A 26,856-nucleotide genomic window follows, 5' to 3' on the forward strand; every position below is an offset into this window, starting at 1 on the left:
TTCCCCCGTCCCACCGCTTTGGTCTATACGAGCGGCTCCCATGAAGACCGCCGATTTCGACTTCGACCTTCCGCCGGACCGCATCGCCGAGCATCCGGCCAAGCCGCGCGACGCCGCCCGTCTGCTGGACGTGGCGGAGCGTCTGCATGACCGCAGCGTGCGCGACCTTCCCGCCCTGCTGGAGCCGGGCGACCTGATGGTCGTCAACGACACCCGCGTGATCCCCGCCCGGCTGGATGGCCGGCGCGGCGAGGTGCGGGTGGAGATCACGCTCCACAAGCGCGAGGGCGAACGGGAATGGGCGACCTTCGCCCGCCCCGGCAAGCGGCTGAAGCCCGGCGACGTGATCGCCATCGCCGAGGACCTCAATGCCGAAGTCGTCGCCAAGGACGGGATGGAGGTCCGCCTGCGCTTCTCCCAGGGCGGAGCGGCGCTGATGGAGGCGCTGCACCGCCATGGCCGGATGCCCCTGCCACCCTACATCCGGCGCGCGGCGGACGAGCAGGACGCGGCGGACTACCAGACCGTCTTCGCCGCGCGCGAGGGTGCCGTGGCCGCCCCCACCGCCGGGCTGCATTTCACGCCGGAGCTTCTGGCCGCGCTCGACGCCCGCGGCGTCCGCCGCGTTCCGGTGACGCTGCATGTCGGGGCCGGCACCTTCCTGCCGGTGAAGGTGGACGATATCGCCGACCACCGCATGCACAGCGAATGGGGCGAGATCTCCGCGGAGACGGCGGAAGCCATCAACGCCACCCGCGCCGCGGGCGGGCGGATCGTGTCGGTCGGCACCACGGCGCTGCGCATCCTGGAGACGGCGGGGCTGGACGACCGCAGCATCCGCCCCTTCAGCGGCGACACCGACATCTTCATCACCCCCGGCTACCGCTTCAAGATCGTGGACCTTCTGGTGACCAACTTCCACCTGCCCCGCTCCACCCTGTTCATGCTGGTCTGCGCCTTTGCGGGCATGGAGCGGATGAAGGCGGCCTACGCGCACGCCATCGCCCAGGACTACCGTTTCTTCAGCTACGGCGACGCGTCGCTGCTCCGGAGGGTGTGATGACCGGGATCGGGTTCGAGCTTCTGAAGACCGACGGGCGCGCCCGGCGCGGGCGGGTTTCCACCGCGCACGGCGTCATCAACACGCCGGCCTTCATGCCCGTCGGCACCGCCGCCACCGTCAAGGCGATGACCACCGACGCGGTGAAATCCACCGGCGCGGAAATCCTGCTGGGCAACACCTACCACCTGATGCTGCGCCCCACGGCGGAGCGGGTCGGGCAGTTGGGCGGCCTGCACCGCTTCATGAACTGGGACAAGCCGATCCTGACGGACAGCGGCGGCTTCCAGGTGATGTCCCTGTCGGACCTGCGCACCATGACCGAGGAAGGGGTGACCTTCAAATCCCACCTCGACGGCAGCAAGCACCACCTGACGCCGGAGCGCTCCATCCAGATCCAGCATCTGCTGGACAGCAACATCACCATGTGCCTGGACGAGTGCACCCCCTTCCCGGCGACGGAGGCCCAGGCGGCTTCGTCCATGCGCCTGTCGATGCGCTGGGCGAAGCGCAGCAAGGACGCCTTCGTGGAGCGGCCCGGCTACGGCCTGTTCGGCATCGTGCAGGGCGGCGTCTATCAGGACCTGCGGGCGGAGAGCGTGGCGGCGCTGTCCGACATCGGCTTCGACGGCTACGCCATCGGCGGGCTGGCGGTCGGCGAGGGCCAGGAGACGATGTTCACCGTGCTCGACTTCACCGAGCCGCTGATGGTCAAGGACCGCCCGCGTTACCTGATGGGCGTGGGTCGCCCCAGCGACCTGATCGGGGCGGTGCGGCGCGGCGTGGACATGTTCGACTGCGTGATGCCCACCCGCTCGGGCCGCACCGGACAGGCTTTCGTGCGGCGCGGCACCATCAACATCCGCAACGCCCGCCACGCCCATGACGAGCGTCCGCTCGACGAGGAGTGCGGTTGCCCCGCTTGCCGGAACCACAGCCGGGCCTATCTGCATCACCTGTTCAAGGCGGGCGAGATGCTGGGGCCGATGCTGCTGACCTGGCACAACCTGCATTACTACCAGGACCTGATGGCCGAGCTTCGGCAGGCCATCGAGGACGGCCGGTTCGAGGAGGTCGCGAGCGCGCTGGAGGCCCGCCTGAACGAAGGCGACGTCCCGGCCACCGAAGACCCGCTGGCCTCCCTGAAGGCGAAGCCGGCCAAGCCGGCGAAGCCCGCGAAGAAGGAATCCGCGGATGTCTGAGAATATTTACGCCGGCCTGACGCAGCTCGGCGGCGCCACCGTCCAGCCGAAGACGCCGGAAGAGGCGATGCTGGAGCGCGTGCCGAACCCGAACCCCGGCGAGAGCTATGTCGTGCGCTTCACCGCGCCGGAATTCACCTCGCTCTGCCCGATCACCGGCCAGCCGGACTTCGCGCATCTGGTCATCGACTATGTGCCGGGCGACTGGCTGGTCGAATCCAAGTCGCTGAAGCTGTTCCTGACCAGCTTCCGCAACCACGGCGCCTTCCACGAGGCCTGCACCGTCGGCATCGGCAAGCGTCTGGTGGAGGAACTGAAGCCGGTGTGGCTGCGCATCGGCGGTTACTGGTACCCGCGCGGCGGCATCCCCATCGACGTGTTCTACGCCACCGGCGAACCGCCGAAGGGCGTGTGGATTCCGCCGCAGGAGGTCCAGCCCTACCGTGGCCGCGGTTGATGCGGGAACAGAACCTTTGAAAATCCCCTCTCCCCCCTGGGGAGAGGGTTAGGCGGTTCAACGCACCACCATGTCCGACCCGGCCACCTCCATCCGTGAAGCCATCCGTGACCGCGCCCTGTCGCTCGGCTTCGACGCGGTGGGCTTCGCGCGGGCGGAGCTGAGCGGGGAGGCCAAGGCGCGGCTGGCCGAGTTCCTGCGCCAGGGCCGGCACGGCGACATGGGCTGGATGGCCGACCGGGCCGACCAGCGCGCCCATCCCCAAGCCTTGTGGCCGGAGGCGCGGACTGTCATCGCGCTCGGCACCAGCTACGCCCCGGCGGAGGACCCGCGCGCCCTGCTGGCCCATCCCGACCGCGGCATCGTGTCGGTCTATGCGAGGAACCGCGACTACCACGACCTCGTCAAGGGCCGTCTGAAGACGTTGGGCCAGTGGATCGCCCACCGCTTCAAGGCGGAGCTGAAGGTCTTCATCGACACCGCCCCGGTGATGGAGAAACCGCTGGCCGGGAAGGCCGGGCTGGGCTGGCAGGGCAAGCACACCAACCTCGTGTCCCGCACACACGGCTCCTGGCTGTTCCTGGGGGAGGTCTACACGACGCTGGAGCTTCCGCCGGACCCGCCGGGGGTGGACCGCTGCGGCCAGTGCCGGCGCTGCCTGGACGCCTGCCCAACCGCCGCCTTTCCCGCCCCCAACCAGTTGGACGCGCGGCGCTGCATCTCCTACCTGACCATCGAGCACAAGGGGCCGATCCCGGAGGATCTGCGCCCGCTGATGGGCAACCGCATCTACGGCTGCGACGACTGTCTGGCCGTCTGCCCCTGGAACAAGTTCGCAAAGCGCTCCCGCGAGGCGGCCTTCCTGCCGCGGGCGGAGCTGACGGCGCCGCGGCTGGCCGATCTGGCGCAGTTGGACGATGCGGGCTTCCGGCAGGTCTTCAGCGGTTCGCCCATCAAGCGGATCGGGCGCGACCGCTTCGTGCGCAACGTTCTGGTGGCGCTGGGCAACAGCGGCGACGCCCGCCACGCGGCGGTGGCCGAACGCCTGCTGAACGACCCGAGCGAGGTGGTGCGCGACGCGGCGGGCTGGGCGCTGGCGCGGCTCAGTGCCCCTTCGAGTTCTTCAGGCTGAACCAGAGCAGACCGCCGGGCAGCGACGACAGGGTGACCGACAGGCCGATCATCAGCGACAGGGCCAGCGCGTCCGTCGCCCCCAGCCCGTAGAGCGCGAAGCCGGCGACGAAGGCCCCCTCGCGCACGCCCCAGCCGTTCAGCGAGATGGGCAGCGCCGCCGCGAAGATCGTCATCGGCACGACGGCCAGCGCGTCCAGGACCCGCACGGGAATATCCAGCGCCTGGGCGTAGGCGATCACCGCGAAGACCGTACAAAAATGCACCGCCGCGCTGTGCAGCAGACCGGCCAGCGCCGCCCGGCTGAGCAGCGCCCCGCGCAGACGGGCCACCTGCGCCTGCACCGCGCGGACCGGCGGGCGCCGCAAGAAGCCCGGCAACGGAATGCGGTCCGCCTGGAGTCCCATCACCATGCCGAGGGCGAGCAGCGCCACGGCCCCCGGCCCGGCCCAGGCGACGGCGGGCGGCGCGGTGGCGACCAGATGCGGCAGGCCGAGGAACAGGAGCGCCACGCAGCCGATCAGCGCCAGCAGCCGGTCCAGCACCAGGGCCAGCAGGACGGCGGCGGACGACGCTCCGCCCCGGTAGGTCAGCCAGCCGCGCACCATGTCGCCGCCCAGCGCCCCCGGCAGAACCTGCCCGAAGAACAGGCCGATGAACATCAACCGCATCGCCAGCCCGTGCGGGACCCGTTCGCCGGCGGCGCGCAGGGCGTCGCGCCAGCGCTCCCCGGCGCAGACCACGGCGAGCAGCTTCGCCGTGAAGCCGGCGGCCAGCCAGAGGGGGTCGGCCCCGGCGACGCGCGCCAGCAACGCCGTCCAGTCCGCCTTGGCCCCCAGCACGCCCAGAACCACCAGCGTGACCGCCAGCTTCGCGAGCAGCATCAGACGTCCGCCCGGTTTACCAGCGGGCAGGGTCGGCGCATCGATGGGCATGGCGCTGGCGTCCGGACGGCTCAAAACCTGCAAAGCTCCTGTGAAATGGCGCCCGGCACTTTACCGGTTCGGCGGAAGAGCGTCCATCGCCGCCAGCACGCCCGCCACATCCATGTCCGCGAAGGCGGGGCGGTGATGGATCACCATGCGCGGCCCGTTGGCGTGGATGGGGACGGAGGCGTCGCAGAAGACCCCCAGCGTCGGGCAGCCGACGGCCGACACCAGATGGGTCGGGCCGGTGTCGTTGCCGACCGCCGCCCAGGCCCGGCGGGCCAGCCCGGCGATTTCCGGCACGCTGGTTTGGCTGGTCAGGTCCACCGCCTGCGGACAAGCGGCGGAAATGGCCTTGGCGAGGTCCGTCTCGATGGCCGTGCCCAGCACCACCGGCGTGATCCCGCGCGCCGCCAGAGCCCGCGCCAGTTCGCCATAACGCTCCACCGGCCAGCGCTTGTCGGGCCGTCCGGGGGAGGAGCCGGGGATCAGCAGCGCGTAGGGCGCCGCGATGCCGAAGCCGCCGGTGTCGGCGTCCAGCCAGGACAGATCCGGCACCGCGTCCGGCACGATGCCGAAGGGCGCCAATTGCCGGGTGTAGCGTTCGATCACCGGCACCTTGCGGCGGCCCGGATAGCGGTCGCGGTGCGAGGCGCCCCAGGCCGTTCCCGACCATTCCGGCCAGGGGCCGGGGGCGAAAAGCCACCAGTAGCGGTCGGTGCGCCGCTGTGCCTGGAGGTCGTAGACCCGGTCGAAACGCCCGGCGCGCAGCAGCCGGCGGATGCGCAGATACGCCCCCGGGGAGCGCTCCCGCGGGTCTTCCAGCACCTCGTCGAACAGGCCGCTGAGGCGGGCGAGCAGGGCCAGGGACGGCAGGGTCAGCAGCGCCAGATGGTCGCCGCCGTGGTGCCGCCGGATGGCCGAAAAGGCGGTCTGGGCCAGGAAAAAGTCGCCGAAGGCCCCCAGCTTGACGACCAGGACACGGCGGCGTTCGGTGCGTCCCGCCGTCATTCGCCCCCCGCCGGGGTGCGGGCGGCCAGCCGGAGCATCAGCCCGGCGGCCAGCATGCCGCCCATCCACCACGCCTGCCAGATGCCGTAGGCCGTGCTCGCCATCGCCAGCGCGGCGGCGAAGAGGGCAAGCGCGAAGGGTTGCAGCCGCCGCTCCATCCGCCCCGTGCCGAACAGCAGAAGCAGCGCCGCGGCCAGAGCCAGCGCGGCGCCCAAGGCGCCAAGCTCCAGCCAGATCTGCAGGAAGGCGTTGTGGGGGTGCAGCGGCAGAAGGCTGTCGGTCAGAGTGCCAAAGCGCGACACCGCCCCCTCCGGCTCCAGAGCGCGGGAGGCGTCGATGCCCTGCCCGAGGATAGGCGTCTCAAGCGCGCGGTCGGCGGCCATGCCCCAGATCTCCACCCGGTGCCGGGCGGACCGGAACAGCCAATCGGCCCCGTCCAGATTCAGCACACGGTCGAACAGCAGCACCAGCGGCAGCACAAAGGTGAAGGCCACCCCCAGAACCGCCGCCAGCACGCCGCGGACCAGCCGCGGCGACCAGACGGCCAGCGCGAAGGCCACTCCGCCCGCGGCAATCCCCAGCATGGCCGACCGGCTGGTCAGCAGCAGGCAGGCCCCGGCGAAGATCAGCGGCAGCGTCACCGCCGCCCCGCGCCGCCCCGCCCGGTCGAGCGCCATCGCCGCCGGCCAGACCAGCAGGCAGAGCAGCACCGCGGTCCGCTTGGGCACGTTGGTTTCGGCGATCCCGACGTCGGCGGGCACATGGTTCCACCAGCGGTGCAGCGGGAAATCCAGTGCGGCTTCCACCGCGAACAGCAGAACCCCCGCGAACACGCCGAGAAGGAACAGCCCGGTCAGCCGACGCGCCTCCACCCCCGGCAGGGAGGACAGCCACGCCCCGCCGGCCAGCGCGCCGAGGCCGATGTAGCCGATCTCCACCACCGTCAGGCCGGCGCGCGGCGACGGGCTCCACAGGATGGACAGGGAGGCCAGCACCAGGAAGGCCAGGACCACCGCCGTGCCGGGCATCGCCCGTTGCAGCCGCCCCAGGGCGCCGCGGCGGGCCAGACCGGCCAGAGCGATCAGCGCGATCAGGATGGCCCAGACCGGCAGCCCGCGCGGCGCCATGGCCGCGAGCGGGCCGAGCGCCGCCGCCGCCGCGCCGGCCAGACCCGCCAGAATCGCGTCGGGAACCCCCCGTGAGGAGTCGCGCTGTGACAAGGGGAAAGCCATGGAATCTCGCGTCCGTGAGGCACGGCGCGGCTTAACAGATGCCCCGTGCGAAAGCAACGGGGACGGGCCGGGGGATTTTTCGGCCCCCCGGCCCGCGGAACCCCGACAGGATTGAAAGCCCCGGAAAGCGGCCCCCGGAAGGCCGCTCAGGCGGTCCGCACCTTGTTCAGGAAGCCCTGCACCTCCGACCGCAGATGCTCGGCCTGCCGGGCCAGCGTCCGGCTGGCGCTCAGCACGGCGTCGGCGGCGCCCCCGGTCTTGCTGGCGGCGTGCGTCACCTCGGCGATGTGGTGCATCACCTCCTGCGTGCCCTCGGCGGCCTGATTGACGTTCTGGGCGATCTCGCGGGTGGCGAGACCCTGCTGCTCCATGGCGCGGGCGATCTCGGTGACCGTGCTGCTGATGGTGCCGACCGCATCGGAGATGGTGCGGATGGCGCCCACCGCCCCGCCCGTCGCCGCCTGCATCTGCGCCACCTGGGTAGAAATCTCCTCGGTCGCCTTGGCGGTCTGGCCGGCGAGGTTCTTCACCTCCGTCGCCACCACGGCGAAGCCCTTGCCGGCTTCCCCGGCGCGGGCGGCTTCGATGGTCGCGTTCAGGGCCAGCAGGTTGGTCTGCTCGGCGATCTCGCCGATCAGGTCCACCACCTGCCCGATGCGCTGCGCCGCCTCGGCCAGCCCTTCGACGATGCCGTTGGTCTCGGTCGCCTTGGCCGCCGCCCCCACCGCCACCTGCGAGCTGCTGTTGAGCTGGCGGGAAATCTCGGCGATCGAGGAGGACAGCTCCTCCGCCGCCGCCGCGACGGTCTGCACGTTGCTGGACGCCTGCTCCGACGCCGCGGCGACGGCGCTGGACTTGGCGGTGGTCAGGGCGGCGTCGGACGACATCTCCTGCGCGTCGCGGCCCAGATTGCCCGCGGATTCGGTCAGCGACAGGACGACGCCGGACACCGCCTGTTCGAAGCCGTTGGCGAACTCGTTCATGGTGCGGCGGCGGTCGGCGTCGATCTGCCGGCGCATCTCCTCCCGCTCGCCCTCCATGCGCTGCATCTCCAGGGCGTTGTCCTTGAAGACGCTCAGCGCGTCGGCCATGGCGCGCAGTTCGTCCTTGCGGTCGCTGCCGGGGATGTCCACCGTCAGGTCGCCTTCGGCCAGCCGGCCCATGGCCTTGGTCATAGAGTGCATCGGGTGGGTGATGGCGCGGTCGATGATCCAGGCCATGATCATGCCCAGGGCCAGCGCGATGGCGGCACCGATGATGATGATCAGCTCCGCCCCGCTGCGCCCGTTCTCGCGGTCGTCGCGCTGGATGGAGACGAGGCGGGCGACCTGCTCGCTGACGTCGCCCGCGGCCTTGGCCATGGACTTCGAGGCGGCGCGCTGGTTGTCGCTGGCCGCGACCAGGGCGGCGAACTCCTTATCGAAGTCCTGGGCGGCTTCGGTGATGGCGGCGATCAGCGCCCGGCCTTCCGCATCGACCAGCACGGCGCTGGCCTGCTTGGCGAGCGACAGGGTCTGCGCCACCGCCGAGGCCACCGTCGTGCGGGCCCCCTCCCCGCCGACCAGGATGAAGTCGCGCTGCCCCAGCATGGCGGACTGCGCGCCCTGGATCAGGCGCATGGCGATGCTGCGCAGCATGACGGCCTCGTTCACCTCGCTCTGGGCGAAGTTCGCGGCCTCCTGGAGCGCGCTGGAGACCATCGACTGGTTCTCCTGCATCTCGTGGGCAAGGTTCTGGATCTGGCGGGCGTTGCGGTCCAGCGCCTGGATGCGCGCGCCGCCCGGGTCCGCCGCGCCGTCCGAGCGGACCTGCTCGAAGGCGGTGCGGTAGGCGTTGACGGCGGTGACGATCCGCTGGGCCAGTTCCTCGTCGTTGGTGCCGACCAGATCCTTCTGGATGGTCTCCGCGTTCGCCAGCAGGGCCGCGATGGCCTCGCCGCCGGCCTGCACCGTGGTGGAGTTGCGGGTGTGCACGAAGTCCGCCTGAAGGCGCCGCGCCTCCAGCACCATCTCGATCAGCCGGTCGGCGCGGTCGGAGGTGTCGCGGCTCTGCCGCACGGCGTGCTCCGCGTCCTTCAGGCTGACCATGTTCTGGTCATAGCGGTCGGACTGCTGCCTGCCGATCCTCTCCGCGATCTCCCGCAGGGCCTGGGCACGGGTCTCCATGCTCTGCGTGCGGGCGCGGGCCTCCTTGTCCTGGGCGACGAAGTTGGCGAAGGCGCCGCGGTAGCCGGCGATGCCCGCCAGGATTTCGTCCACCAGCCGGATGCTGCCGGCGTCCTCCAGCGCGGACCGGGTGCCCTGCGCTTCCTCGCGCAGGCGGTCGAGCATGCCGGGTACATTGTCGGCGGCCTTGGAGTCGCGCTCGGTGACGAAGCGGGCTTCCTCGATCCGCACGGTTTTCAGCCGGGCGTCCAGTTCGGCGGTGTGGGCCGCCAGATCGACACGTCCGGCGTAGGTGCGCAGGCTGTTCCAACCAACGAACGCCACCGCAACCGTCATCAGAAGGACCGCTGCAAAACCGAGCGCAATCCGCGTTCCTATCGTCATGAAATCGGGCTCCCCCGCCTCATCCGGCCTTATGCGCTGGCCGTCGTCATGCTTTCGTCTCTAAGGGATACAACAGAAAGGGTTAATTTCTGGTTTGACGGAAGCGATTGGTAACACCGATTCAGAACCGGTCCGGCATCCACGGCGCCGGGCCCGAGAAAATCAACGCCGCCAAAGCCATAGCATCCTCCCCGCCGCGCAGGAGCCCAACCTGACGGAGAACACCCGGACCTTTGTGCCCGCTGTAGAGGGTGGCGAGGGCCGCGGCAGACAGCGAAAGCACCGCTCCTGCCGCCTTTTCGCTGCCGCCCACCCCCTTCGGCAGGGGGTACACGGCGGCTTTTCCGCCGGACAGGCGCAGCCGGAAACACCCGGAATTGCCCGGAATCAAGGAATCCGAAACATCCAGGGTCAGCTCTCCTACAATTCCCGGTGGGTATCCGCGGGCTTCCAGAGCGCGGCGGACGTCCAGAATGCGCAAAAGCCACTCGTCCCGCGCGTCCGCCCGAGGCCCGCTGTCCGGGGCGAGCAGAATCAGCGGGTCGTCCGGCCCGCCGCGCCAGGAAACGCGGTCCACCTGCGCCCGATAGCCGCCCAGGAAGCCCTGCGCCAGCCGAACCGCCCGCGGGCTGAGCAGGCAGAGGTCGGCCACGGCCAGCCGGCGCTTGGCCGGCGGCGCAACCGCGATGTATCCTTCCGGCCCCGCAGGACCATCCAGGGTATAGACGTCGGACGGAACGCCGTCCGGACAGAGGGCGAAGCTCCACAGTCCTTCGTTGCGCTCCACCAGACCGTTGCCCGACACGAGCAGACTGCGGCGAAGTGCCGCAAGATGGCTGGCGTCCGCGGCGTCGGTGCGGCGGACCCGTCCGTCCCCCGGCGGCGGCCCGGCGGCAAGCGAGGCCGGCGGTGCGCTCCAGTCGAAGGACACCCCGCCCCGCCCGAATCCAAGGCGGGTGTAGAGCGGCAAGGTCGCGGGGTAGAGCACGGACAGCGCGGCGCCCCCGGCCCGCGCCTCCTCCAGAACGCCGCGCATCAGCGCGCTGCCGCAGCCGCGCCCGCGCTCCGCCGGATCGACGGCGACCGCCGCCACCCCGCAGGACGGCACCGGGCGCCCGCCGAACCATTGGTCCATGGGCCAGACGGCGGCGCAGGCGACGACCTGACCGGCGCGGTCCGTCTCCGGCCCGGCGCGCAGGCCGCGCATCACGTCCGGCCCGAACAGCTCCACGGACCGGTCAAAATACTCGCGGGGGATGCCGAAGCCCTGGCGGACCAGGGCCGCGGCGTCCTCCCATTCCTCCGGCAGAAGGGGGCCGAAGCCCCCGGCCACAGCCGTCACGCCTTCGTCCCGTTCAGCGCACGGGCCTGGTCGCGCAGCACATACTTCTGGATCTTGCCGGTCGAGGTCTTCGGCAGGGCGGTGAAGACGACGGTGCGCGGGCATTTGAAGTGGGCCAGATGCTCGCGGCAATAGGCGATCACCTCCGCCTCCGTCAGGGTCTTGCCGTCCTTCAGCGTGACGAAGGCGCAGGGCGTCTCGCCCCACTTCTCGTCCGGGCGGGCGACCACGGCGGCCTCCACGATGTCCGGATGCTTGTAGAGGACCGACTCGACCTCGATGGTCGAGATGTTCTCGCCGCCGGAGATGATGATGTCCTTGGAGCGGTCCTTCAGCTCGATGTAGCCGTCGGGATGCCAGACGCCGAGGTCGCCGGTGTGGAACCAGCCGCCCGAGAAGGCTTCCTGCGTGGCCCGCGGGTTCTTCAGATAGCCCTTCATGACGGTGTTCCCGCGCATGAAGATCTCGCCCATCGTCACGCCGTCCTTGCGGGTCGGCTGGAGCGTGTTGGGGTCGGCGACCATCAGCCCTTCCAGCGTGGCGTAGTTCACGCCCTGCCGCGCCTTCAGCGCCGCGCGCTCTTCCAGCGGCAGCTCGTTCCAGTGCTCGTGCCAGGCGCAGATGGTGACCGGGCCGTAGACCTCGGTCAGGCCGTAGACGTGGGTGACGTCGAAGCCGAGACGCTCGATCTTCTCGATCACCGCGGCGGGCGGGGCGGCGCCGGCGGTCATCATCTTGACGCCGCGCGGAATCTCCCGCTTCTGGTCCTCCGGGGCGTTGACGATCAGGCCCATGATGATGGGGGCGCCGCACATGTGGGTGACGCCCAGATCGGCCAGCGCGTCGTAGATGCCCTTGGCGGTGATGGCGCGGACGCAGACGTTGGTGCCGGCCATGGCGGTGACCGTCCAGGGGAAGCACCAGCCGTTGCAGTGGAACATCGGCAGAGTCCACAGATAGACGGGATGGTGCGGCATCGCCCAGGTCAGCACGTTGCCCATGGCGTTCAGGTAGGCGCCGCGGTGGTGGTAGACGACGCCCTTCGGGTTGCCGGTGGTGCCGCTGGTGTAGTTCAGCGCGATGGCCTGCCACTCGTCGGTCGGCATCGGCCACTCATAGGCCGGGTCGCCGGTCTCCAGGAACTGCTCGTAGGTCTGCTCCCCGATCAGTTCGCCGCCCTTGGCCTGCGGGTCGTCGATGTCGATGACGATGGGGCGGCGCTTCGGCTCCAGCATGTGGACGGCCTTGGAGATCACGCCGGAGAATTCCCGGTCGGTCAGCAGGACCTTCGCCTCGCCATGCTCCAGGATGAAGGCCAGCGCCTCCGCGTCCAGACGGATGTTCAGGGCGTTCAGGACGCCGCCGGTCATCGGCACGCCGAAATGCGCCTCGAAGGATTCCGGCGTGTTGGGGGCCATCACCGCGACCGTGTCGCCCGGCCCGATGCCGCGCTTCGACAGGGCCGAGGCGAGGCGCACGCAACGCTCGTAGGTTTCCGCCCAGGTGCGGCGGACCGGGCCGTGGATCACGGCGATGCGCTGCGGATAGACGGCGGCGGTGCGGCGCAGGAAGGAGAGCGGCGACAGAGGCACCGTGTTGGCGGCGTTCTGGTCGAGGTCGGTCTCGTACGGGTTGTGCCGGGCGTCGGTCACGGGGGCCTCCCTTATGCGTCTCTGTTCAAGAACTCGTTGGGATGAGTCTTGCCAGAGAATCCAGAGGCTTGGAAGAGGGCTGCCCAGGCGATGCGCGGTCTTGCCGCGCTGCGGCATCCTGCCCGGTTGACCGGCTTTCCCGGTCCGCGCTCAGCCCTTGCGGACCGTTTCGACCCGCCCGCCGGTCATGCCGACGAGTTGCGCCGGGGTCAGTCGGAAGACCGCGTTGGGGGTGCCGGCGGCGGCCCAGACGGTCTCCAGAGCCATCAGATCGGCGTCGATCAGGACCAGCGGCGGCACGGCGTGGCCGATGGGCGGAACCCCGCCGATGGCGAAGCCGGTGTTGTCCCGCACGAAGTCCGGATCGGCCCGTTCGATCTTCTCGCCGATCAGGCGGCCCACCGCCTTCTCGTCCACCCGGTTGGCCCCGCTGGCCACCACCAGCACCGGGCGGCCGGTATCTTTCGCGCGGAAGATCAAGGACTTGGCAATCTGCGCCACGGCGCAGCCGACGGCGTTGGCGGCGTCCTCGGACGTGCGGGTGCTGCCCTCGTGCTCCACAACCGCGTGGCCGTGGCCGAAGCGGTCGAGAAGCTCCTGGACCCGCTGGGCGGAGGGGCTGAGGGCGGCCATGGCGCGTTACTTCGCCAGTTCGCGGGAGCGGCGCGCCGCGGCGGCCACGGCGCGGTCGAGCAGCGGCTGAATCCCGTCCCCGGCCATCAGCACGTCCAGCGCCGCCTGGGTGGTGCCGTTGGGGCTGGTCACCGCCTTGCGCAGGTCGGCGGCGTCGGTCGGGGACTGGTGGAGCAACTCGCCCGCCCCTGCAACCGTGGCCCGCGCCAGACGCATGGCAAGTTCGGCGGGCAGTCCGGCGGCCTCGCCGGCCTTCGCCATGGCCTCCACCATCAGGAAAACATAGGCGGGACCGCTGCCCGACACCGCCGTGACGGGGTCGAGAAGCGACTCGTCCTCGACCCAGGCGACGTCACCCACCGCGCGCAGCAGCGAATCGCACAGTGCCTTCTGGGCCTCGGTCACCACCGGGTTGCCGACGGCGACGGTCATGCCGCGCCCGATGGCGGCGGGCGTGTTGGGCATGGAGCGGACGATGGCCGCCCCCTCCCCCAGCGCGGATTTGCCCAACGCCGATTCGCCCAATGCTGATTCGCCCAATGCTGATTCGAAGGAGGCGATGGTCTTGCCGGCGGCCACCGACAGGAACACCGTGCCGGGGCGGACCAGCGCCCGGTAGGCCGGAAGCACCGTGTCCATCACCTGCGGCTTCACGGCCAGAACGACGACATCCGGTGCGAAGCCGGCGGGCAAGGCGTCCGGACCGCTCACCAGGACGACGGCGGGGTTGCCGCGCAGGGACTCCGGCAGGCCCGACGGTTCGACCACGGCGACGCTGGACGCGATGCCGGCCTTCAGCCAGCCGTCGAGCATCGCGCCGCCCATCTTGCCGCAGCCGGCCAGAAGCAATGTGCAACCCTGCGCCCCACTCTGCGTCATGGCGGTCACGCCTCCCCGGCGGTGTCCAGAATGGCGGCGGACACCGCCTCCGCCGCCGACTTGCCGCCCCAGATCACGAACTGGAAGGCGGGGTAGAAGCGCTCGCACTCCGACAGGGCGATCTCCACGAGGTCTTCCAGCTGCTCCACCGTGGCGCCGCGCGAGCCGCGCAGCAGCATGGTCTGGCGGAACATCGGGGTGTGCTCCTCCGCGCAGACGTCAAAATGGCCCAGCCACATGCGCGCGTTCACCTCCGCCAGCAGGTCGTTCACGGAGGAGCGGCGCGCCGCCGGGACCTTCATGTCGAACTGGCAGGAGAACTGCATCGCGCTGACGTCGGACTGCCAGACGAAATAGAGCCGGTAATCGCACCAGCGCCCGCCGATCTCGACGATCAGTTCGTCTTCGCCGGCCCGCTCGAAGGGCCATTCGTTGGCGGTGACGATCTCCTCGACGATGTCCAGGGGGTTGTGCGCGGAAGATTGGGTGTCGACGGCAACAGCCGACATGTCGGCGTCCTCCTGTGAAGGCGCGGTGGACGGAACCGCCCCGGGGCCGGCCCGCCTTCACGGGCGAAGGGGGAGCCCCGAGATGTTGTGGCTTACAGCCGGATGGATACCACCCAGGGCACCGTGCCAAAAGGGTTTGGCCGGCGCAACAGGTTTTCGGCGGTGCATCCGTGAAGGATCGGTGACGGGCGGGACCCCCGGAGGATCAAGCCGGGGATCGGGCCTTGAGATCAGGCCGGCCCGGTGCTGCCGCCACCGGTGGAACCGGGGGCGCCCACCAGGGGCTGCGGCGCACGGTCGGCCAGCAGGATCGCCACCGTGGCCTCCAGCGCGGCGATGCGCTCGGCCATGGCCTCCTGCTCCTCGCGGGCCTTCGCGGCCATGGCGCGGACGGCCTCGTACTCCTCGCGGCTCACCACGTCCATCCGCGACAGAACGCGCTCGAACTGCTGGCGCATCTGCGCCTCAGCTTCCTCGCGCAGGGACGACAGCGCGCCGAGCGCGCCACCCGCGACGCGGGCCAGATCGTCCAGAATCTTATTGTCCACCTGCATCGACTCAAAATCCGCTTCTTGTCTGCCGCATTATGGGACCCGACCCACAGAACTTCAACGGGCTTGGACGCGATGCGTCACGGGAGGCCCCCCTCAGCGCCGCAACCCGTCGATCAGCCCCTTCAGAAGCGCGTCGGGCTTCGGGGTCCCGCCGCCGCCGGGAAGCGGCAGGTCCTTCGGCACCACCCTGTTCAGCAACCCTTCGGCGGCGCGGCGGGCGAAATACTCCTGCACCTCCTGCATCTCGAAGGAGCGGGTCGGCTTGTCCAGCGCGCCGGTCATCCGCACCGTCAGCGGCGGCAGCGGCGGCTCGGACGTCACGGTCAGGCGGACGCGCATGTCGATGGTCCGCGCCGGCAGGTTGACCTGCCCCGCCGCCGTCGCCTCGCCCAGTTCGGAGGTCAGGCGCGTGTCCTCCGTCCGCGCCACGCCATGGTCGATGGCGAAGCTGCCGTCCAGCCGGGCGAAGCGGGTCTCGCCGCCCTGAAGCCCGCCCATCACCGCGCCCAGAAGCTCCTGCGGGCGCTCCAGCTTCGTCAGCCGGTCGCGCAGGGCGCCCAGGTCGAAGCCGCGGAGCAGGCCGTCGCGGGCGCTGATCCGGCCCTGGCCGGACAGCGCCTTCAGCATGGCGTCGCCGCCGGCCCCGCTGGTGGTCAGGTTGGCCTCGGCGTCCAGCACGCCCCCGGCGATCTCCACCGCGCCGCCGCCCAACCCACCGCCCACCGCCTCGGCCAGCTTGGCCTTGGACAGGGTGACGGTGGCCTCCGCGGTCGGCGGCTGGTTGCCCGGCGCGGCGAGCCGCCCGGTGGCGCCGAGTTGGCCGCCCATCAGGCCGCCGTCGAACCGCTCCACCGTCAGCACCCCGTTCATCACGGTGGCGCGCAGGGCCGGATTTTCGATCCGCGTCCCGCCCTTGACCAACGCGGATGAGGTCAGCGCCAAGCGCCCGTCGAACCGGCGCAGCCAGCCGAAATCCGCCGTGGCGGATTCCCCGGGCGCGCCCGGGGACGCCGCCCCCGCCGCCGGAGCGGAGGACGCAGGTGCGGGAGCACCGCCGGCCGGGCGGGAGGCCGCCGCGGGAAGCGCCGCCAGACGGTCCAGCTCCAGGTCGCCGGTCTGGAGATCGGCCTCGACCCGCGGCTTGCTGCCGTTCAGGTCGGCCCCGGCCTTGCCCTTGACCGGCACGCCGGCCAGCACGCCCTGGATGTTGCCCAGCGTGAAGGCTTTCCGCGTCCCCGCCAGTTCCGTGTAGAGGTCCATCGGGCCGTAGGAGCCGGACACCGCGTCGTCGGCGAACAGGCCGGCGAGCCGGACCAGCTCCGGATGCTTGACGCGCAGCTTCAGGTCGGCGGAGGGGTCCTTCTCGACGTTCAGCAGCGTGCCGCCCGCCTCCAGCGAGCCTTCCGCGGCGTCGAGCCCCAGCTCGACCGCCAGACGCTCGGCGTCGCCGGACAGGCGGGCCTGCGCCTTCACGGCGCCCAGCCGCTCCGGCGCGGGCACGCCCTCCGGCCAGGGGACGGCGCGCGACAGCCCCTCCAGGCTGGCCGCCTCGGCGTTCAGCGTCAGATGCGCGCCGCGCAGCGGTTCAAGCCCGGCGATCTGCCCGTCCAGCCGGAGCTTCACCCCGGCGGCGTCCTCCACCTTCGCTTCCTTGATCGACAGGGCGCCGCCCGCCGCGGTGGCGTCCAGCCGCAGCCCCTGGACCAGCGTGTTGCGGACGGTCAATTGCCCGACCGACAGCTCCAGATTGGCGTCCACGCCGGCCAGCAGCCGGGCCGGCGTCATCGGCGGGCGTCCGTTGCGCGCGGGCGCCGGGGTCATGTTGGTGCCCGCCGGGGCGGTTGCCGGAGCGGCGGCGGGCGCCGCCTGGGCCGCCGCGTTGCCGCCCGTCTGGGGGAGATAGGCGTCGAGATTCAGCCGGTCGAGGGCGAGCCGCGCCCCGAAGGCGGGCCGCCCGCGGTCCACATAGGCGACGGCGCCGGTCAGGCGGCTGGCGTCCACCCGCAGGTCCAGCCCGCTCACGTCCAGCCGTCCGGGCCGCCCCTGGACCTGAGCCGCGACCGAGGCGCGGCGCAAACGGTCCGCCGGCACGGCGCGCACGTCCACCCGCAACCATTCCAGCAGGGCGCGCAGGTTGTCGGCGTTGGCCTCCATGCGCAGGGAGAGGTTCGGCTGGCCGTTGGCCGCCGCCAGTTCCCCCGCCGCCACGATGTCGGACCCGCCGGGAAGCAGCGCGCTGAACCGGTCGATGTTCAGTTTGCCGCCGGTCAGGCTGGCCTCCACCCGCCCCTGGCGGACCACGCCGCCGTTGTAGGTGATGCCGTCCACCGCGAGGTCGAGCTTGGCGTCCAGCCCCTCCGGCAGGGCGAACCCGCCCGGCTGGGCCGTGCCGCCGCCCGCGGGGGCGCCCCCGGCGGACGGTGCGCCCGCGGAAGGGGTGGAGGACGGAACGCCCTTGGCCGCCGTCCCGTTGCGCGGGGCCGCCGGCTGGGCACCGCCGTCGGTACCGGAACCGGCGCGGTCCAGCCAGGCGTCGAGGTCGAGCCGGTTGAGCGCCAGCGTCACCTCCGCCCTTGCGGGCGTTCCGGTGCGCAGGGTGGCCGTGCCGGTGGCCCGCGTGTCGCCGAGCTGTCCCTCCAGATTGGTGAAGCTCGCCCCCGCCGGGGACGCCTCGACCGCCGTGCGGATGCCGAAGGGCTGGGCGAGCAGCGCGTTGGTCCCCTTGCCCTCGCTACCAGCGCCGGCGCCACGGACCAGGGCCAGGGCACGCGACAGGTCGCTGCCCTCGGCGCGCAGATCGCCCTGGGCGCGCGAACCGCCGCTGCCCGGCGGGTTGGTGACGATGCCGGCGAAACGCAGCGTGGCGTCGGTGTCGGACATGGACAGCGACGCCCGGACCTGGACGGCGGCGCCGTCGATCAGGCGGCTGACGAACATCTCCCCGCGCAGCGGCACGCCGCGCGCCCGGAAGCTGCCCTGCCCCTGGAACGGCCCGGTGAAGCTGCCGGCGACGATGCGCGCGTCGAGCTGGTCGATCACCTCCGACTGGCCGGTGCGGGCGTCGCGGTAGAGGATGGTGCCGTTCTGCACCGTCACCTGATCGAAGCTGACCGCGGAGGCCAGCCCGTCGCCCGATCCGCCCTGACCGCCGCCCGCCGGACGGCCGGCAGCCGACAGATCCCAGTTGAAGCGCCCGTCGGGCAGCGTCTCGAACAGGAAGGTGGGGTCGATCAGCTTGATGCTCTGCACCTGGATGTGCCCGCCGAGCAGGGGCCCGAGCGCCACCCGGACGTCCAGCTCCTTCAGGCGGGCCATGTCCTCCTCCGACCCGCCGGGCGCGTTGGCCAGCCGGGCGTCGCGCACCGTCAGCGCCGGGGCCGGCAGCAGCGACAGGCCGATATCGCCCTTCAACTCCACCTTGCGGCCCGTGGCGGCGGATACCTTGTCCGCGATCTGGGCCTTGTAGGCGTTCCAATCGACCACGCTGGGCACGAACAGCACCGCCGCCGCCAGCAGGCCGACGAGAATCAGCGCCGCGATCAGGAGTTTCTTCACCGGTTGACCCGCCTTCCCCACCGTTCGGCTGTTGAGTCGCCGTATCTTTGCCACAAGCCGCGCGAACCGCCGGCGCCCGCTCCGGTCTTCCGGGAGGTGCCGCCTTCCGCTAAGCTATCGCCACGAAAGAAAACAAGCAATTTGGGCATTCCAACGGCCAAGTTGCCCGAAGGACGAAATGCCCCGCCGTCCGGAGATGCCCCCATGGCCGATGTCGTCAACCTGAACCGCTTCCGGAAGATGCGCCAGAAGGAGGAGCGTGGGAAGACCGCCGAGGAGAACCGTGTCCGCTTCGGGCGCACCAAGGCCGAGAAGCTGCGCGACCGCCAGGAGGCCGAACGCCGCGACGCCGCGCTGGACGGCAAGAAGGTCGAGGAGTGACGGCCCGGACCATGCCCCGGGGCCACACTTTGGTATCGCTTTTGTGACAATTCGTCATTCGAACAGTTCGTCCATAAGACAATCTGGAACGCTGCGGGCCGCTTTGCTACATTTCCCCTCACGAGAGGCGCAATGGGCACAAGGGGAGGACCATCATCATGGTCGACATGTCGTCTCACCGCGGTGCGTCCCAATTCCATCAGCCGACCCGGCACAAAGAACCGTCCGAATTCCACAAGCCGGCCCCCTATCTTCCGCGAATCCGCAGCGTCGACGTCGACCGTCCCTGGGTGTGGCTGAGCGCCGGCTGGCGCGACATGTGCGCCAGCCCGATGATCAGCGCCACCTACGGCCTGTTGGCGGTCATCTCCAGCTTCGTGCTGGTGGCCGGGCTCGCGATGTACGACATGCAGTATCTGGTGCTGCCGATGGCGGCGGGCTTCATGCTCCTGGGGCCGGTCTTCGCGGTCGGCCTGTACGAGACCAGCCGCCTGCTGGAGCGCGGGGAGACGCCGACCCTGATGAAGGTGGCCGGCGCCTATCACCGCAACGGCGTGCAGATCGCCGGGGTCGGGCTGGCGCTGATGCTGGCGATGCTGGCCTGGATACGGATCGCCTTCCTTCTGTTCGCGCTGTTCTTCGCGACGGAGCCGCCGGCCTTCGACCAGCTCGTCGACCGTATCTTCTTCTCGGCCCAGACGATTCCGTTCCTGCTGACCGGGACCATCGTGGGCGGCGTCATCGCCACGGCGGTCTTCGCCATCAGCGTGGTGTCGATCCCGATGCTGCTGGACCGCGACACCGACACCTTCACCGCCATGGCGACCAGCATCGCGGTGCTGCGCGAGAACCTGCGGACCATGGCCGTCTGGGCCTTCCTGATCGTGCTGTTCACGGCGGCGGGGATGGTCACCGGCTTCCTGGGTCTGGCGCTGGCCCTGCCGCTGATCGGCCATGCCTCCTGGCACTGCTACCGCGATCTGGTCGGCGCGGACTGAGCCGTCCGGGCGCAAAATCCCCTCTCCCGCCCCCGGGAGAGGGGATTTCCGCCGTCCATGTCCTCAGGACGGCTTCCTGAAGAAGGCTTCGGCGGCGTTCTTCTGCGCCTCCTTGGCGGCGATGGCGGCGCGGGCGCGGGCGATCTCGGCCTCCAGCCCGGCGATGTAGTCCTTCAGCTCCGCCACCCCCAGCGCGGTCAGGTCCTTCGGCGCCGGCTTGGCCTTGCGCGGTTCCAGATCGTCGATGTCCATGGGCCTCTCCTCCCGCCTTTCGCGCATCCCTGCCCCGCGCCGTCCGCTTCCCGCCCACCGGAAAGCCCGGCGGGGCATGCTTGTCAGCGCCGGTCCGGAATTCTAACTTTGGACGCCGACGGACACAAACGGCCCGGCCAAAACCGGCCCGGCCAAAACCGGACCGGCGGAATCCGCGTCAACGAGGAATGGGGGAGACACCATGGGCATCGCCCTGCCGGACAGCATGACCTGCGTGGAGATTTCGCAACCCGGCGGCCCGGAGGTCCTGCGCACCGTGCGGCGCCCGGTCCCGGTGCCCGGCCCCGGGGAGGTGCTGGTGGCGGTGGAGGCGGCCGGCGTCAACCGCCCGGACATGCTGCAGCGCCAGGGCCGCTACGACCCGCCGCCGGGCGCCTCCGACCTGCCGGGCCTGGAGATCGCCGGGCGCGTCGCCGCCCTGGGCGAGGGGGTGACGGGGTGGGCCGCCGGCGACGCGGTCTGCGCGCTGATCGCCGGTGGCGGCTACGCCCGGTATTGCGTGGTTCCGGCGCCGCAACTCCTGCCCGTCCCGAAGGACTACGGCATGGTCGAGGCCGCCGCCGTTCCGGAGACCTTCTTCACCGTCTGGACCAACGTGTTCGAGCGCGGCGCGCTGAAACCCGGCGAGACGCTGCTGGTCCATGGCGGCTCCAGCGGCATCGGCACCACGGCCATCCAGCTCGCCAAGGCGTTCGGCGCCACGGTGTTCACCACCGCCGGCAGCGCCGAGAAGTGCCGCGCCTGCGAGGAGTTGGGCGCCGACCGCGCCATCGACTACAAGACCGAGGATTTCGCCGCCGTCATCCAGAAGGAGACCGGCGGGCGCGGCGTGGACGTGGTGCTGGACATGGTGGGCGGCGACTACATCGCCCGCGACATCGGCATCATGGCCCCGGACGGACGGCACGTCTCCATCGCCTTCCTCCAGGGGCCGAAGGTCTCCATCAACATGTTCCCGGTGATGACCAAGCGCCTGACCCTCACCGGCTCCACCCTGCGCGCCCGCTCGGTGGAGGAGAAGGGCCGCATCGCCGCCGCGCTGCGGGAGAAGGTCTGGCCGCTGCTCGAAGGCGGCACGGTCAAGCCGGTGATCCACAAGGTCTTCACGCTGGAGCAGGCGGCCGAGGCGCACGCGCTGATGGAGTCCAGCGCGCACATCGGCAAGATCGTCATGACGGTCGGCGGCTGACCGCCACACCACCGCCCCGCCGCGAACGGTTGGATTGCGAAGGGAATTCCGGGGCATCACAGCCTGGAATTCCCTTTCAAGAATTTTTTTCGCTCTATTCTGGTTTGCGAACGGCGGGGTGGGCTTGCTAAAGCGCGCCAAGACGGTTAGCAGAGGATCGGCGTCCGGGATTTCCCGGCCGCCTGCCCGGGCACGCTTACATCGACCGGCTCCGGCCCTATATGGAAGGCGAAGCCCGGGACTATCCGGTAAAGTATGGCCGATCGCGCCACCCGCCAGCGGGTGCGGTCGGGTTGGAGTTGTCAGGAGGGACGATGGCACTGCCCTTGATGCCGAAAGCGACGGCCGTCTGGCTGGTCGAGAACACATCCTTGACCTTCGAGCAGATCGCCGCCTTCTGCGGCCTGCATTCCCTGGAGGTCCAGGCCATCGCCGATGGCGAGGTGGCGGTCGGCATGGTCGGGCTGGACCCGGTGGCCAACGGTCAGTTGACCAAGGCCGAGATCGAACGGTGCGAGCGCAACCAGGATCTGCGCCTGAAGCTGCTGGTCCCCGACCTGCCGCTGCCGGCGGCGCGGTCCAAGGGTCCGCGTTACACCCCGATCACCAAGCGCGGCGACAAGCCCGACGCCATCGCCTGGCTGCTGAAGCACCATCCGGAGCTGTCGGACGCCCAGCTCTGCCGCCTGATCGGCACGACCAAGCCGACCATCGCGGCGGTGCGCGACCGCACCCATTGGAACGCCCCGAACATCAAGCCGCGCAACCCCGTGCTGCTCGGCCTGTGCACCCAGCGCGAGCTGGAAGAGGCGCTGGCCCTGGCCGTCCGCCGCGGCGGCGTCCCGCTCTCCGCGGAGGAGCGCGAGGCCCAGGAGAACGAAGAGGGCTACGGCGACGAGTCGTCCTATTCGGAGCAGGAAGAGGCGCGCTGACGCCGCCTCGCCGGCCCCTCTCCCCCGACGGGAGGGGGGCTTTTCTTTTGTGGGGCCGGAGGTTTCCCCTCCCCCTCCGCCCCACGCTCCCGAACGCCCTCTCCCTGAACGCCTCGCTCTGGACGCAGCGCCGCCCACGCGCTAGATCTCGGGCATGACCACACCCTCCCGTCTCGTCGTCGGCATCAGCGGAGCCTCGGGCGTGATCCTGGGCATCCGGATGCTGTCCGTGCTGCGCCGGATCGGCGTCGAATCGCACCTCGTCGTCAGCCGCTCCGCCGAAGTGACCCTCGCCCATGAAACGGACATGAAGGTGGCGGAGCTGCGGGCTCTGGCCGACGTGTCCTACGCCGCCGCCGACATCGGCGCGGCCATCGCCAGCGGCAGCTTCCGCGCCATGGGCATGATCGTCGCCCCCTGTTCCGTCCGCACGATGAGCGAGATCGCCACGGGCGTGACCTCCACCCTGCTGACCCGCGCCGCCGACGTCACGCTGAAGGAACGGCGCCCGCTGGTGCTGATGGTGCGCGAGACGCCGCTGCATCTCGGGCACCTGCGCACGATGACCCAACTGGCCGAGATGGGCGCGGTGATCGCCCCGCCGGTCCCCGCCTTCTACAGCCGCCCGCAGACCATCGACGATCTGGTCGATCACGCCGTGGGGCGGGCGCTCGACCTGTTCGGGCTGGACGCGGGCATCGTCCGCCGCTGGGGCGAGCCGGCGCCTGCGGAGGTTCTGGAAACATGAACCGGCCTGGGCTATACCGCATCCGCTAAATCCCGACCGAAGAGGGGTATCAGAACGATGCCACACAGCCGCGACCAGGACGTTCCGATTCGTCAGCTTCTCGCCGGGATGAAAGGCTTCCGAGCCCGCTACTACGAGCGCCGCCCCGACAGCATGCGCCAGCTTGTCGAGGAGGGGCAGAAGCCGAAGATCCTGATGATCGGCTGCTCCGACAGCCGCGTCGATCCGGCGCTGCTGACCCAGGCCGAGCCGGGGGAGATGTTCGTTGTCCGCAACGTCGCCAACCTCGTCCCGCCCTATCAGCCGGACGGCAGCTACCACGGCACCTCGGCGGCCATCGAATACGCGGTGCGGGTGCTTCAGGTCAGCCACGTCATCGTCCTTGGCCACGCCCTGTGCGGCGGCATCCAGGGGCTGATCCGCCTGCGCAAGGGCGAGCCGGACCAGAACGACTTCGTGTCGCCCTGGGTGTCCATCGCCAGCGCGGCGCTCGATCCCTACATCCCGCCCGCCCAGGGGGACACCGACGAGGACCGGCGCAAGGCTGAGTTCGAGCGCCTCCAGCAGAAGCCCGACGTGATCGAGCGCGCCGCCGTCCGCACCTCGGTCGACAACCTGATGACCTTCCCCTTCGTCCGCGAACGGGTGGAAGCCGGGACGCTGGAGCTGCACGGCTGGTGGTTCGATCTGGACAACGGCGACCTGTGGGCCATCAACTCCAAAACGAAGATGTTCGAGCCGGTCGATTGAGGGCTTCGGGTGGGCGAAAGCTACCCAGCGGACGGCGCCGAACTGTCTTCATAGGGAAAATTGTGCCCACCCCCGCCGGAACCGGCGGTGCAGGCGGCTCCCTCTCCCGCCCCGGGAGAGGGTTATTTCACCATCCCCTTTCTGGCACGCCTGTTGCTTAACCCATGTCGGCGCGTTCCGGCGGACGCGCTTCGACGGGAACAAGGCGGCCGGACCATGGGCATCACCACGATCTTCAACAATGGCGTTCTCGGGCTGACGGCGCAGAGCCGGGCGCTGGGCACCATTTCGAACAACATCGCGAACGCCTCGACGTCCGGCTTCAAGGCGTCGGAAACCCAGTTCACCGACTTCGTGCTGAGCGACCGCAGCGGCAACACGGAGCCCGGCAACGGCGTCCGCGCGTTCGACCGGCTGGACCACACCGGCGGCACGGTTTCCCAGACCGGCGTCACCACCAACGCGGCCATCGTCGGCAACGGCTTCTTCGTCGTCCAGGACATGGACTTCCAGGCCTCCACGTCCAAGGCCACCGGCCGCTCGAACGACGATGCGGTGTTTCTGACACGGTCCGGCGACTTCTCGCCCGACAAGGACGGTTATCTGGTGAACGGCGCCGGCAAGGCGCTGATGGGCTTCAAGCTCGACCCCGCCAGCGGCAGCGGCTCCTTCGGAAGCACCGACACCCTGACGGCGGTCTCGCTGAGCGGCCTCCAGGACTACCGCGAAGCCACGACACAGGCGTCGCTGAACCTGAACCTGCCGCGCGGCCAGGAACCGGTGACCGGGGAGATCACCACGGCGAACACCACCGGCGTCGTGCTGAACCTGATCGACAAGGACGGCGCCGACGGGGCGATGTCCCTGCGCTTCCTGAAGACCGGGCAGGCGGAGGACGGCACCTCCTCATGGCAGGTCTTCAACGCCGGGGTCGTCGGCGCGGACGGCAAGGCCGTGGGCGACGCCAACGTGAACGATCCCACCACCTGGCAGCCGCTCGGCACGCTGAATTTCGCCCGCAACGGCACGCTGACCGGCGGCACCACGGGCGATCCCATGACCCTGACGCTGAACCCCGGCGGCAACTTCGCCCAGACGACGCTCGATCTCGGCGCCTATGGGAAGATGAACAACTCCATCACCAGCGTCGCCGACCTGCAGTTGGGCATCGTCCAGGGCAACAACGGCATCCGGGCCGGCACCTATCAGGGGGCGGAACTGACCTCGGACGGTTTCGTCGCCGCGAACTTCCAGGGCGGCAAGCAGCGCTACATCTACCGCGTCCCCGACGCGACGGTCGTCAACCCGACGGATCTGGAAAGCGTGTCCGGCACCATGTTCCGGACCACCGCGGAGTCGGGCGCCATCCGCCTGAACTCCTTCGGCAACCTGACCAACGAGACCGGCACCAGCGCGCCGCCGACCGTCGGGGCGAAGCTGAGCACGGCCAGCGTCGAAGGCTCCAACGTGAAGATCGAGGAGCAGTTCACCACGCTGATCCAGGCGCAGCGCACCTATTCCGCCGCGTCCAAGCTGGTGTCCACCGCCGACGAGATGACCCAGACGACGATCACCCTGAAGTCGTAAGGGCCAAGCCGCGCAGCGCGTCGGCGGCCCGCCCGGCCACCTCCGCCCAGTCGCCGACGCGCGTCTGGCGGAACAGCCGGGCGGTCGGGTACCAGGGGCTGTCCTCCCGCCCCAGCAGCCAGCGCCAGTCCGGCGCGAGCGGAAGCACCACCCAGACCGGCACCCCCAGCGCCCCGGCCAGATGGGCCGGTCCGGTGCAGGAGGAGATCACGAGATCCAGGTTGGCCATGATCGCCGCGGTGTCGGCGAAATCGGCGATCTCCGGTCCCAGATCGGTGAAGGACGGCGGCATGTCCACCCGCTCCAGATCCTCCCGCCCCGGCCCCTTCTGAAGCCCGAAGAAGCGCACGCCCGGCACGTCCAGCACGGGCCGCAGCCCGGCCAGCCGGGGGGAGCGCAGCGCGTCGCCGGGAAAGCGCGGGTTGCCCGCCCAGACCAGCCCGACCCGCAGCCCCTCCCCGTCCGCCAGCCGTTCGTTCCAGGCGGCGGCGCGCCGCGGATCGGGGCGCAGGTAGGGCACGGCGGCGGGCACGCGGTCGAGCGTCGTGCCGAAGGCGCGCGGCAGGCTCATCACCGGGCATTCCAGATCGAAGTCCGGAAGCGGATCGCCGCGGGCGATCGTCCGCTCCACCCCCGTCAGGCCGGACAGGACGCCCAGCAAGGGCCGCTGCACCTCCAAAATCACCCGCCCCCCGCGTTCCGCCACCAGCGGGACGTAGCGGACGAATTGCAGGGTGTCGCCCAGCCCCTGTTCGGCGTAGAGCAGGACGGTTCGCCCGGCGATGTCCTCCCCGGTCCAGGTGGGTTGCGCGAAGCGGCGCCAGGGCGGCTCCGCCCGCGCGTCGTGACGGCGCCAGTCGAACTCCGGCCAGCCGCCCTCGTAATCCCCGGCCAGCAGCCGGGCGAAGCCGCGGTTCCAGCGCATCCCGGCGTCGCCGGGGCGGGCCTCCAGCACCCGGTCGAAGTCGGCGAGGGCCTCCACCGGGCGGGCCATGGCGAGCAAGGCGCCGCCGCGCGCCGCCCACAGGGACGGTCCGGCGGTGCCGCGCTCCACCGCAGCGGCGAAGGCGGCCAGAGCCTCCTCGAAACGGCCCTGCCCGGCGAGCAGCGATCCGAGATTCTCCCAGGCGGCCCCGTAACCGGGAGCGAGCGCCAGCGCCGCGCGGTAGGCGGTTTCCGCCTCCTCGTTCCGCTTTTGCGCGGCGCAGGCGGAGCCGAGCAGCATGCGGGCCGCCGGCAATCCCGGCGCCAGCGCGGCGGGACGGGGGGCCGCCCGCTCCGCCGCTTCCGCCCGCCGCTCGGCCAG

24 protein-coding genes are annotated in these 26,856 nt (G+C 70.6%); 11 read left to right on the plus strand and 13 right to left on the minus strand.

The genetic code is table 11. The features are described 5' to 3' along the window. Positions 1-40: 40 nt before the first annotated feature. The 4 genes from queA to queG all read left to right on the plus strand — a co-directional run bounded on the left by queA (position 41) and on the right by queG (position 3,851). Complete coding sequence (gene queA / locus QSG27_RS06515; protein ID WP_306704387.1) at positions 41-1,060, plus strand: tRNA preQ1(34) S-adenosylmethionine ribosyltransferase-isomerase QueA; 1,020 nt, start codon at positions 41-43, stop codon at positions 1,058-1,060. Then, a complete protein-coding gene (gene tgt / locus QSG27_RS06520) occupies positions 1,060-2,262 on the plus strand; it encodes a tRNA guanosine(34) transglycosylase Tgt (RefSeq protein WP_306704388.1) in 1,203 nt (400 codons plus the stop codon). The genes queA and tgt overlap by 1 nt, the downstream gene beginning before the upstream one ends. After that, positions 2,255-2,719: a preQ(1) synthase gene (gene queF / locus QSG27_RS06525; RefSeq protein ID WP_306704389.1), complete on the plus strand. Its 465-nt coding sequence runs from the start codon at positions 2,255-2,257 to the stop codon at positions 2,717-2,719. The genes tgt and queF overlap by 8 nt, the downstream gene beginning before the upstream one ends. Positions 2,720-2,789: 70 nt before the next feature. After that, complete coding sequence (gene queG, locus QSG27_RS06530) at positions 2,790-3,851, plus strand: tRNA epoxyqueuosine(34) reductase QueG (RefSeq protein ID WP_306704390.1); 1,062 nt, start codon at positions 2,790-2,792, stop codon at positions 3,849-3,851. On the opposite strand, the gene QSG27_RS06535 is transcribed toward queG, so the two are convergent. The 11 genes from QSG27_RS06535 to QSG27_RS06585 form a co-directional block, all read right to left on the minus strand. Beyond that, positions 3,823-4,785, minus strand: a complete 963-nt coding sequence (locus tag QSG27_RS06535) for a lysylphosphatidylglycerol synthase transmembrane domain-containing protein (RefSeq protein ID WP_306704391.1) — start codon at positions 4,783-4,785, stop codon at positions 3,823-3,825. The two genes, queG and QSG27_RS06535, sit on opposite strands and share 29 nt — an antisense overlap. A 60-nt stretch (positions 4,786-4,845) precedes the next feature. Further along, positions 4,846-5,787: a glycosyltransferase family 9 protein gene (locus QSG27_RS06540; protein WP_306704393.1), complete on the minus strand. Its 942-nt coding sequence runs from the start codon at positions 5,785-5,787 to the stop codon at positions 4,846-4,848. Beyond that, a complete protein-coding gene (locus QSG27_RS06545) occupies positions 5,784-7,019 on the minus strand; it encodes an O-antigen ligase family protein (protein WP_306704395.1) in 1,236 nt (411 codons plus the stop codon). The genes QSG27_RS06540 and QSG27_RS06545 overlap by 4 nt, the downstream gene beginning before the upstream one ends. A gap of 146 nt (positions 7,020-7,165) precedes the next feature. Continuing rightward, positions 7,166-9,568 (minus strand): methyl-accepting chemotaxis protein, encoded by a 2,403-nt coding sequence (locus QSG27_RS06550; RefSeq protein ID WP_306704397.1) that lies wholly within the window; start codon positions 9,566-9,568, stop codon positions 7,166-7,168. Between the two features lie 121 nt (positions 9,569-9,689). Beyond that, complete coding sequence (locus tag QSG27_RS06555; RefSeq protein ID WP_306704398.1) at positions 9,690-10,910, minus strand: GNAT family N-acetyltransferase; 1,221 nt, start codon at positions 10,908-10,910, stop codon at positions 9,690-9,692. Continuing rightward, on the minus strand, positions 10,907-12,562 hold the full coding sequence (locus tag QSG27_RS06560) for an acyl-CoA synthetase (RefSeq protein WP_306704400.1): 1,656 nt from the start codon (positions 12,560-12,562) through the stop codon (positions 10,907-10,909). The genes QSG27_RS06555 and QSG27_RS06560 overlap by 4 nt, the downstream gene beginning before the upstream one ends. Before the next feature lie 150 nt (positions 12,563-12,712). Further along, complete coding sequence (locus tag QSG27_RS06565) at positions 12,713-13,195, minus strand: YbaK/EbsC family protein (RefSeq protein ID WP_306704402.1); 483 nt, start codon at positions 13,193-13,195, stop codon at positions 12,713-12,715. Positions 13,196-13,201: 6 nt separating this feature from the next. Next, positions 13,202-14,074, minus strand: coding sequence for a pyrroline-5-carboxylate reductase (gene proC / locus QSG27_RS06570; RefSeq protein WP_306704404.1), 873 nt, complete (start codon positions 14,072-14,074; stop codon positions 13,202-13,204). 5 nt (positions 14,075-14,079) lie between these two features. Beyond that, positions 14,080-14,583, minus strand: coding sequence for a type III secretion system chaperone family protein (locus tag QSG27_RS06575; RefSeq protein WP_306704406.1), 504 nt, complete (start codon positions 14,581-14,583; stop codon positions 14,080-14,082). Between the two features lie 230 nt (positions 14,584-14,813). Next, entirely contained in the window at positions 14,814-15,137 is a 324-nt protein-coding gene (locus QSG27_RS06580; protein WP_306704408.1) for an accessory factor UbiK family protein, read from the minus strand. 93 nt (positions 15,138-15,230) lie between these two features. Further along, a complete protein-coding gene (locus QSG27_RS06585) occupies positions 15,231-18,692 on the minus strand; it encodes an AsmA family protein (protein ID WP_306704410.1) in 3,462 nt (1,153 codons plus the stop codon). A gap of 204 nt (positions 18,693-18,896) precedes the next feature. On the opposite strand from QSG27_RS06585, the gene QSG27_RS06590 reads away from it, so the two are divergent. Together QSG27_RS06590 and QSG27_RS06595 are read left to right on the plus strand one after the other, a co-directional pair. Beyond that, a complete protein-coding gene (locus QSG27_RS06590) occupies positions 18,897-19,073 on the plus strand; it encodes a DUF4169 family protein (RefSeq protein WP_306704412.1) in 177 nt (58 codons plus the stop codon). A 158-nt stretch (positions 19,074-19,231) separates the two neighbouring features. Continuing rightward, complete coding sequence (locus QSG27_RS06595; RefSeq protein ID WP_306704414.1) at positions 19,232-20,071, plus strand: DUF2189 domain-containing protein; 840 nt, start codon at positions 19,232-19,234, stop codon at positions 20,069-20,071. Between the two features lie 63 nt (positions 20,072-20,134). On the opposite strand, the gene QSG27_RS06600 is transcribed toward QSG27_RS06595, so the two are convergent. After that, positions 20,135-20,323: a DUF1192 domain-containing protein gene (locus QSG27_RS06600; protein WP_306704416.1), complete on the minus strand. Its 189-nt coding sequence runs from the start codon at positions 20,321-20,323 to the stop codon at positions 20,135-20,137. 202 nt (positions 20,324-20,525) lie between these two features. On the opposite strand from QSG27_RS06600, the gene QSG27_RS06605 reads away from it, so the two are divergent. The 5 genes from QSG27_RS06605 to QSG27_RS06625 all read left to right on the plus strand — a co-directional run bounded on the left by QSG27_RS06605 (position 20,526) and on the right by QSG27_RS06625 (position 25,550). Further along, positions 20,526-21,533: an NAD(P)H-quinone oxidoreductase gene (locus QSG27_RS06605; protein WP_306704418.1), complete on the plus strand. Its 1,008-nt coding sequence runs from the start codon at positions 20,526-20,528 to the stop codon at positions 21,531-21,533. 314 nt (positions 21,534-21,847) lie between these two features. Further along, positions 21,848-22,465 carry a DUF1013 domain-containing protein gene (locus QSG27_RS06610; RefSeq protein WP_306704420.1) on the plus strand — a complete coding sequence of 206 codons (618 nt, stop codon included), beginning with the start codon at positions 21,848-21,850 and terminating at the stop codon, positions 22,463-22,465. Positions 22,466-22,619: 154 nt separating this feature from the next. Further along, positions 22,620-23,213 carry a UbiX family flavin prenyltransferase gene (locus QSG27_RS06615; RefSeq protein WP_306704421.1) on the plus strand — a complete coding sequence of 198 codons (594 nt, stop codon included), beginning with the start codon at positions 22,620-22,622 and terminating at the stop codon, positions 23,211-23,213. A 57-nt stretch (positions 23,214-23,270) separates the two neighbouring features. Beyond that, positions 23,271-23,963 (plus strand): carbonic anhydrase, encoded by a 693-nt coding sequence (locus tag QSG27_RS06620; RefSeq protein ID WP_306704422.1) that lies wholly within the window; start codon positions 23,271-23,273, stop codon positions 23,961-23,963. Positions 23,964-24,179: 216 nt separating this feature from the next. Continuing rightward, on the plus strand, positions 24,180-25,550 hold the full coding sequence (locus tag QSG27_RS06625; RefSeq protein ID WP_306704423.1) for a flagellar hook protein FlgE: 1,371 nt from the start codon (positions 24,180-24,182) through the stop codon (positions 25,548-25,550). Here the strand turns inward: QSG27_RS06625 and QSG27_RS06630 are convergent. Further along, positions 25,534-26,856: tetratricopeptide repeat protein (locus tag QSG27_RS06630; protein WP_306704424.1), on the minus strand; the 1,323-nt coding region annotated here is incomplete at its 5' end. The genes QSG27_RS06625 and QSG27_RS06630 overlap by 17 nt on opposite strands.

This window comes from Azospirillum isscasi (assembly GCF_030849505.1).
Classification (GTDB): Bacteria; Pseudomonadota; Alphaproteobacteria; order Azospirillales; family Azospirillaceae; genus Azospirillum; species Azospirillum isscasi.

Bases quoted from the DNA above. Each gene is read 5' to 3' on its own strand.
- queA (WP_306704387.1), top strand. From the start codon at position 41: ATGAAGACCGCCGATTTCGACTTCGACCTTCCGCCGGACCGCATCGCC.
- tgt (WP_306704388.1), top strand. From the start codon at position 1,060: ATGACCGGGATCGGGTTCGAGCTTCTGAAGACCGACGGGCGCGCCCGG.
- queF (WP_306704389.1), top strand. From the start codon at position 2,255: ATGTCTGAGAATATTTACGCCGGCCTGACGCAGCTCGGCGGCGCCACC.
- queG (WP_306704390.1), top strand. From the start codon at position 2,790: ATGTCCGACCCGGCCACCTCCATCCGTGAAGCCATCCGTGACCGCGCC.
- QSG27_RS06535 (WP_306704391.1), bottom strand. From the start codon at position 4,785: ATGCCCATCGATGCGCCGACCCTGCCCGCTGGTAAACCGGGCGGACGT.
- QSG27_RS06540 (WP_306704393.1), bottom strand. From the start codon at position 5,787: ATGACGGCGGGACGCACCGAACGCCGCCGTGTCCTGGTCGTCAAGCTG.
- QSG27_RS06545 (WP_306704395.1), bottom strand. From the start codon at position 7,019: ATGGCTTTCCCCTTGTCACAGCGCGACTCCTCACGGGGGGTTCCCGAC.
- QSG27_RS06550 (WP_306704397.1), bottom strand. From the start codon at position 9,568: ATGACGATAGGAACGCGGATTGCGCTCGGTTTTGCAGCGGTCCTTCTG.
- QSG27_RS06565 (WP_306704402.1), bottom strand. From the start codon at position 13,195: ATGGCCGCCCTCAGCCCCTCCGCCCAGCGGGTCCAGGAGCTTCTCGAC.
- proC (WP_306704404.1), bottom strand. From the start codon at position 14,074: ATGACGCAGAGTGGGGCGCAGGGTTGCACATTGCTTCTGGCCGGCTGC.
- QSG27_RS06575 (WP_306704406.1), bottom strand. From the start codon at position 14,583: ATGTCGGCTGTTGCCGTCGACACCCAATCTTCCGCGCACAACCCCCTG.
- QSG27_RS06580 (WP_306704408.1), bottom strand. From the start codon at position 15,137: ATGCAGGTGGACAATAAGATTCTGGACGATCTGGCCCGCGTCGCGGGT.
- QSG27_RS06590 (WP_306704412.1), top strand. From the start codon at position 18,897: ATGGCCGATGTCGTCAACCTGAACCGCTTCCGGAAGATGCGCCAGAAG.
- QSG27_RS06595 (WP_306704414.1), top strand. From the start codon at position 19,232: ATGGTCGACATGTCGTCTCACCGCGGTGCGTCCCAATTCCATCAGCCG.
- QSG27_RS06600 (WP_306704416.1), bottom strand. From the start codon at position 20,323: ATGGACATCGACGATCTGGAACCGCGCAAGGCCAAGCCGGCGCCGAAG.
- QSG27_RS06605 (WP_306704418.1), top strand. From the start codon at position 20,526: ATGGGCATCGCCCTGCCGGACAGCATGACCTGCGTGGAGATTTCGCAA.
- QSG27_RS06610 (WP_306704420.1), top strand. From the start codon at position 21,848: ATGGCACTGCCCTTGATGCCGAAAGCGACGGCCGTCTGGCTGGTCGAG.
- QSG27_RS06615 (WP_306704421.1), top strand. From the start codon at position 22,620: ATGACCACACCCTCCCGTCTCGTCGTCGGCATCAGCGGAGCCTCGGGC.
- QSG27_RS06620 (WP_306704422.1), top strand. From the start codon at position 23,271: ATGCCACACAGCCGCGACCAGGACGTTCCGATTCGTCAGCTTCTCGCC.
- QSG27_RS06625 (WP_306704423.1), top strand. From the start codon at position 24,180: ATGGGCATCACCACGATCTTCAACAATGGCGTTCTCGGGCTGACGGCG.